This window comes from Microcystis sp. LE19-41.2A (genome assembly GCF_027530405.1).
In the GTDB taxonomy this organism is placed as follows: domain Bacteria; phylum Cyanobacteriota; class Cyanobacteriia; order Cyanobacteriales; family Microcystaceae; genus Microcystis; species Microcystis aeruginosa.
Genome location: NZ_JAPZQJ010000397.1, coordinates 1 through 5,960, shown reverse-complemented (window position 1 = coordinate 5,960; position 5,960 = coordinate 1). Strand labels below are relative to the sequence as shown.

Annotated in this window: 8 protein-coding genes; 4 read left to right on the top strand and 4 right to left on the bottom strand. The window is 44.6% G+C overall.

Annotation, left to right across the window (positions count from 1 at the left end; translation table 11 throughout):
- Positions 1-488: 488 nt before the first annotated feature.
- Positions 489-716 (top strand): hypothetical protein, encoded by a 228-nt coding sequence (locus tag O9290_RS16200; protein WP_002756856.1) that lies wholly within the window; start codon positions 489-491, stop codon positions 714-716.
- A gap of 16 nt (positions 717-732) precedes the next feature.
- Positions 733-891 (top strand): hypothetical protein, encoded by a 159-nt coding sequence (locus O9290_RS16195; protein ID WP_288087270.1) that lies wholly within the window; start codon positions 733-735, stop codon positions 889-891.
- Between the two features lie 372 nt (positions 892-1,263).
- On the opposite strand, the gene psaK is transcribed toward O9290_RS16195, so the two are convergent.
- A complete protein-coding gene (gene psaK / locus O9290_RS16190) occupies positions 1,264-1,530 on the bottom strand; it encodes a photosystem I reaction center subunit PsaK (RefSeq protein WP_002756861.1) in 267 nt (88 codons plus the stop codon).
- Between the two features lie 120 nt (positions 1,531-1,650).
- Between psaK and O9290_RS16185 the strand changes: the two genes are divergently transcribed.
- The gene (locus tag O9290_RS16185; protein ID WP_002756863.1) at positions 1,651-2,289 is read left to right on the top strand and encodes a phosphoribosylanthranilate isomerase; all 639 of its coding nucleotides are present in this window, start codon (positions 1,651-1,653) and stop codon (positions 2,287-2,289) included.
- Positions 2,290-2,557: 268 nt separating this feature from the next.
- Here the strand turns inward: O9290_RS16185 and folE are convergent, their stop codons facing one another.
- From folE to O9290_RS16170, 3 genes are all read right to left on the bottom strand, one after another.
- Positions 2,558-3,256 carry a GTP cyclohydrolase I FolE gene (gene folE, locus O9290_RS16180; protein WP_002738197.1) on the bottom strand — a complete coding sequence of 233 codons (699 nt, stop codon included), beginning with the start codon at positions 3,254-3,256 and terminating at the stop codon, positions 2,558-2,560.
- A 49-nt stretch (positions 3,257-3,305) separates the two neighbouring features.
- A complete protein-coding gene (locus tag O9290_RS16175; RefSeq protein ID WP_002798256.1) occupies positions 3,306-4,034 on the bottom strand; it encodes an SDR family oxidoreductase in 729 nt (242 codons plus the stop codon).
- Positions 4,035-4,370: 336 nt separating this feature from the next.
- On the bottom strand, positions 4,371-5,276 hold the full coding sequence (locus O9290_RS16170) for a hypothetical protein (RefSeq protein WP_288059623.1): 906 nt from the start codon (positions 5,274-5,276) through the stop codon (positions 4,371-4,373).
- Positions 5,277-5,324: 48 nt separating this feature from the next.
- Between O9290_RS16170 and O9290_RS16165 the strand changes: the two genes are divergently transcribed.
- Complete coding sequence (locus O9290_RS16165; RefSeq protein ID WP_002756869.1) at positions 5,325-5,732, top strand: hypothetical protein; 408 nt, start codon at positions 5,325-5,327, stop codon at positions 5,730-5,732.
- The last annotated feature ends 228 nt before the right edge of the window (positions 5,733-5,960 follow it).

Here is a 5,960-nt window from a genome sequence, read left to right as displayed (position 1 = left end):
AACCCTTATAGAGAAAGGCATTTAGCGATTTTTGTCAATTGTTTTTGCTCTAGAGCGAACTAATCAATTAAGTCTCTTGCCAGATAAGGATTTAGTCGATTTATGCCCCCCTATCGAACCATACCAAGTAACGAAGAACCGAGAAAACTAAAATCCTTCGCTTTTGCGAAAGAAATCCATCATCGTCATCGGTGTTTTCTCTAGCATCGATCGCTCACTTTTACTTAGTTGCTTAACCAAATTTTACTAGGCTGACAAAAAAGCCTTAAAAATCAACATAATAACTTCCTAAATTTTACGATCTATTGGCTGTATTTAACTTCAGTTCGGGGTACAGCGTTGCTCATCAAGATGAAGTGTAAACTAATTTGGTATCGACCACCGACTCCCCAAAACGAAAACTGCCTACCTGATCATTAAGATAGCTGCTGTAAGAAACCCGTTTTCTTGATCTGCTGCTAGAATTCAAGTAGATTGGAGGAAAATATATGGAGCCGGCAAACACCTTAGATGCTCTAATGCTCAAAACCATCATCAAGGAAAGCGTCCGCGAAGTTATGCGGGAAGAGTGGTTTAAATTCTTCGAGATGCTGATTCCCTATGTTGATGATATAGAACAAGCTGACATAGAAGCAACCTTTAATCCTGTTGATTACAAAGACGACGGCTTCGTTGATATTACAGGCTGGTTTAATCGTGAAGATCAGGATCAGTAGATCAGCCAATAAATTTTTGGAGAAACTAGATGCCAATAGCCGAAAATCTGTTTTGACTAAAATTGGTATTCTCAAAACCTGCCTTGAAACTCAAAACGTTTATCCCCCTGAAGAACTTGATATCAAAAAACTTAAAGGTGAGTTAAAAGGAGACAGACGAAATCTTTATTTATGAGATTAACTCTAGAGGCAATATTTACGATTAATTCAGCGATTAGCAACGTTCGCATTTATCAATTATTTTCGATACTTCTTTCCGCAGCCATCTAACTTTCCTGAGTTAATTTAGCAAATACTGCTTCTTCTTTGTTAGCAAAGTCTCCAACTTCGACTGGGGCCACTGCTTTCTTAATTTTCTCTCCAGCAGCCAGAATAATCACCCGCTCTGGACGATTACTAGACTTCTGGCATAATTAACTTTTGAGAGTTCAAAAATGGGAAAAATAGGGATGAAGTTGGCTAAAATCTCTTTATGCTTAGTTCTCCTGACTACTGACTACTGGCTCCTTACTCCTCTCTCTGAGGTTTACTGGTCACTGATTACTGATTAGAGAATACCCGCGTTAGAAAGACCGAGAACCAGTCCCGCACCGAGAATATGGCCAAAACTCATGGTAGCCAATAATTCCGGCAGACCGAAGCTTTTTTTCGAGGCTAACTGCGGCAAGGGTAAGGCAGGGCCGGCCCCAGTATTTTGGATAGCAAAATAACCGATAACGAACGCTACTAGGTTAGCTAACGTCATGGTAATGCCGACGGATAAATTCCAGGGAATGGTTTGAGCAGTGGCTAAAAGTAAGGCGGAAGGGATCATTTGCGCTCCAGTCTTGATAAGATTTTGTTAACCACAGGGCATTATAAAAAGCTCTTGACCCGAAACTGCTTTTTGTTTGAATACTTAACAGTTTTTGTAACGTTTTGTGAATAAGATTAAATGCGAATTAAAATTTGCGGCATTACCCAACCGGACCAAGGACGAGCGATCGCTACTTGCGGAGCTACGGCTTTAGGTTTTATCCTCGTACCTAGTTCGCCTCGTTACGTCAAAATCGAGCAAATTAACGCTATTATCGCCGCAGTACCCGACAAAATTGATTTTATCGGGGTTTTTGCCGACGAGCAACCGGAAATTATTCAGCAAATAATTATTAAAACCCCCTTGACAAGTGTGCAGTTACATGGTAGGGAATCTCCTGAATATTGCCAAAGGTTGCGGCAATTATTACCCGACCGGGAAATTATCAAAGCTTTGCGGATTAAAGACAGAGAAAGTTGGGAAAAGTCGGCAATTTACTTCAATAGCGTCGATACTTTACTGTTAGATGCCTACCATCCCCAATTGCTCGGCGGTACGGGACATACCTTAGACTGGCAAGCCTTAGCCAGTTTTTCGCCCCCCTTGCCCTGGTTTCTGGCCGGAGGACTCAACCCCGATAATATTAGTGAAGCTTTAACTCGGCTGCACCCCCAGGGTATTGATGTCTCTAGCGGCGTTGAGCGATCGCCCGGTGATAAAGACCTCAAAAAAGTCGCCCTCTTGCTAGAGCGACTGCAAAAATTCAGGGATCAGTGATCAGCTTCTCAAGGCAAGAGGCAACAGGCAAGAGGCAAAAGACAGAATCTGACAATTCTCCTACCTAAAAAGAAGGTTAGAAACTAAGCACATCAAAGCTTTTAGCTTAACCAATTAGGTCTTAGATTCGGTCGAGTTAGAAGGTTTTGGGTTTTAGGGTGTTGGGGTTTTAGGGTGTTGGGGTGTTGGGGTTTTAGTTGAAATTTCCCCATTTCCCCATTTCCCCATTTCCCCATTCCCCCATTTCCCCATGTCCCCATTTCCCTGACTAGAAGAAATTGGGTTTATGACGGATCAGGTTAAGATACTCCTCGCGGGTTTTCTGCTCGTCTTGGAAGACTCCTAACATGGCGCTGGTGACAGTCCAGGATCCCGGTTTCTGCACCCCGCGCATTACCATGCACATATGAGTTGCTTCCATGACGACGGCAACCCCTTGGGGGTCGAGAATTTCTTGAATCGCTTCGGCAATCTGACGGGTGAGGCGCTCTTGGACCTGTAAACGACGGGAATACATTTCCACAATGCGGGCTAATTTACTTAATCCGACCACCTTTTGGTTAGGAATATAGGCAACGTGGGCCCGCCCCATGAAGGGTAACATATGATGTTCACAGAGACTAAAAAAGTCAATATCGCGCACTAATACCATCTCATTATGACCTTCATCGAAGATCGCACCATTAACGAGGGTTTCTAGGGATTGTTGATAGCCTTGGGTGAGAAACTGCATCGCTTCGGCCACCCGTTTGGGGGTTTTTAATAAACCTTCTCTTTCGGGATCTTCCCCCACCGAGATCAGGATATTTCTGACCGCATCCATCATCTGTTCTTTGTTTTCGTCGGAAGTTGGATGAATTTGAGCGGTTTTGCCATTGTGGGTGTTGCGATCGGGGCGAGTGGTCACGCGTGCTTGAATAGCGTCGGTTAAATTACCGTTTAAACCGTTAGAAGAAGCTATGGTCATAATGAAGAGGCCTGTAGGCGAATTGATTGATAAATAGAAGTATTTCGGGTTATAATGCCCCCGCACTGGGCATAATGGTCATCGTTTCCACTACGGCCTGTTTGGGCAGTAACACCGCTTGCAGAATGGCCTGAGCGATGATATCCGGGGTTAACATGGCCGAGCGATCGAAATCTGCTTTGACGCTATCGCTGTCCCAGATGGGAGTATTGACAGCCCCGGGGATGATAATCGTGATGCGAATGGCGTTAGCCCGCTCCTCGATCGCTAAAATGCGAGAAAATGCCACTAATCCCGCTTTGCTGACACTATAGGCCCCCCAATCAGGGAAGAAATTATCGGCGGCGATCGAGGAAACGTTAACGATCGTGCCTCCCCCCTGTTGACGCATGGCAGGTAAAATTCCTTGCACACACTGATAAACACTGGTTAAATTGAGATCGATCACCCGCTGCCAGTCTGACAAAGGTGTGTCAGCCAAGGAGTTTGTGTAACCCATGCCAGCATTATTGATCAGGATATCGATCGGTCCGGATTCTTGGGCGATTTTAGCGATACTAGGAGCTACTTCCGGGATATCTGCCAAATCTAAGGGGTAAGCTTGGGCTGATACGCCTAAATCTGCCGCCATTCCCGCCACGGTTGCCAATCTTTGCTGATCGCGACCGATTAAAACCAGATTAATTCCCGCCTTGGCGAAAGCGAGGGCGGTTTCTTTGCCGATGCCGCTACTGGCTCCGGTGATCAGCGCTCGCTGTTGACGAATAACAGAGTTCATGGTATAGTTTGAAATCTCTTAATTCTTGGTAGTTAGGGCAAAATTTTGGCGGTTAGGGGGACTCTAGAAAGGTTTAAGGGAGTTGGGTTAGATCGGAGCAATTTTTCTCGCACCAAAATTGCTGCGGCCCACCCGGGCGGGGGGAAGCATTGACTATCGGGTAGGTTCAAGATTAAAAATCGTTACAAAATTTTACCTAGCCAATTATAGCACTGTTAAGTCAGGGATCACTAATTTTTGTGTATATTTAGATATCTAACCAGCGAGGGGAAAAAGCGGACTGGTGGGCGAGAATTCTTGAGGCTGCCTTGAAACTCCCTCCCCCTGCGCTGAAAACTACTCACCGGAGGAGATGGCAGCGGTGGGTTGAGTGCGATTGACAATCACCACTCGATCGCCGACAACGGGACTTCTAGCGAGGAGAATTCCCTCGTTATCCCTCATTTCCAAGCGCCGAAAATCGAGAGTTTGGCAACGTTGAAAAACCGAATTAGCCAATTTATCCTGTTGTGATGCCTCCAGACTATACCAATTATCGCCCAAAATAACTACTAGACGACTAGCCAAAAAATCCGCTTCTACGGTAGAAATAATCCCGGCGGGATAACGAGCAGTTAAATCGGTAATTTCCGCTTGAATGGCTGCGACTAAACTTTGTTCGGGAGTTAATCGCGGTTTTGCTTTGGTAATCGGGACGGGAATCGGTGCCTCTGGTGCGATTAATTCTGGGGGAGTTTCGATAATTTCCCCGGCTGCCGGGGAAGGACTAGAGACAACTTCAGGCATATTTTCGGCAATTTCCGCCGGATTTTTCGGTAAACTGACCACAGCTACTAATAGGATAGTGACTAAACTTCCTGTTAACAAGCCGGTAATTAACCAATCGGGAATTTTTTCGCTAATTCCCCCAGGTAAAAGTCGGCGAATTTTGCTCAAAATCGTCGTCCACCACCCTTCCACCTGCTCGAAATCTGGTAAAATATCGTCGATTCCCTCCGCTGCTTCGATTGGAGAATCTGCGGTTAAACTTTGCTCAACTCCTGCGAATTCGTCTGGTTTTAAAGCAGCGGCTAACTGTTGCGTTGAGTTAAGAAGATTATCAACAGCAACTTTTGGGGGTAACACTATCCCCGTTCCCGTGTTAAGTTGGGAAACGATCGAATTTAACTGCTCGATCGCCTCTTGTAGTCGGATCACTGTTTCTGCTTGGCTGAAATTCTCTCGCTCATTTGGTTGAGTCATAATTAATTCTTCTTAACCCGCTGCCATTCTTTTTCAAAATATCATTCTATGCGCCGTTTTCTCGGTTTTTTAACCAGTATTTTCCTTGTCTTCCTGACTGCTTGTGGTAGTGTCACTCCCCCGCAAGAATTTGCCCCCGACGGAGAAATCGTCGCCAAAGCCCTTTTATTACAATTTCGTCACACATCCGATCGCCTTAGTCAATCTTTACATATCGATGATCCGCAGGTAAAAATTGCTAAAATTAATGTCACCAGTCTGGAACCGCTTTATGTGGGCAATTTGCCCGCTTATCACTTGCAGGGAGATTACGATCTAACTCTACAATTGCCCCATCAAAAAGATACCAAACAACACAACAATTTTGATCTTTATTTACAAAGACAGATCGAGGGTAAAACTTGGCGTTTACTGGAAGAAGTTGCCTCGCAATGGCGCAGCTATTTAGTAAAATAACCAGAAAAAGCCCGGGGGTTTTGCTATAGTCTATGATCATCGAAAATTTTGGGTCTGAAACCCCGTCTTTCTAGGTTGGCTTTACTGTTAAGTAGTCGTGCAAAATTAATTTCCTAGTGAAGATAGGCAAGAGGCAAGAGGCAAGAGGTGGTTAGATATGTGTAATTAATTTTGCTTAGGTACTTACCAGTAACAGATAAAGCCATTGGAATTGACTTAGGAATTAGT

Excerpts from the sequence above, each read along its gene's own strand:
- O9290_RS16170 (WP_288059623.1), bottom strand. The coding sequence starts at position 5,276 with ATGACTCAACCAAATGAGCGAGAGAATTTCAGCCAAGCAGAAACAGTG.
- O9290_RS16165 (WP_002756869.1), top strand. The coding sequence starts at position 5,325 with ATGCGCCGTTTTCTCGGTTTTTTAACCAGTATTTTCCTTGTCTTCCTG.
- folE (WP_002738197.1), bottom strand. The coding sequence starts at position 3,256 with ATGACCATAGCTTCTTCTAACGGTTTAAACGGTAATTTAACCGACGCT.
- O9290_RS16185 (WP_002756863.1), top strand. The coding sequence starts at position 1,651 with ATGCGAATTAAAATTTGCGGCATTACCCAACCGGACCAAGGACGAGCG.
- O9290_RS16200 (WP_002756856.1), top strand. The coding sequence starts at position 489 with ATGGAGCCGGCAAACACCTTAGATGCTCTAATGCTCAAAACCATCATC.
- psaK (WP_002756861.1), bottom strand. The coding sequence starts at position 1,530 with ATGATCCCTTCCGCCTTACTTTTAGCCACTGCTCAAACCATTCCCTGG.
- O9290_RS16175 (WP_002798256.1), bottom strand. The coding sequence starts at position 4,034 with ATGAACTCTGTTATTCGTCAACAGCGAGCGCTGATCACCGGAGCCAGT.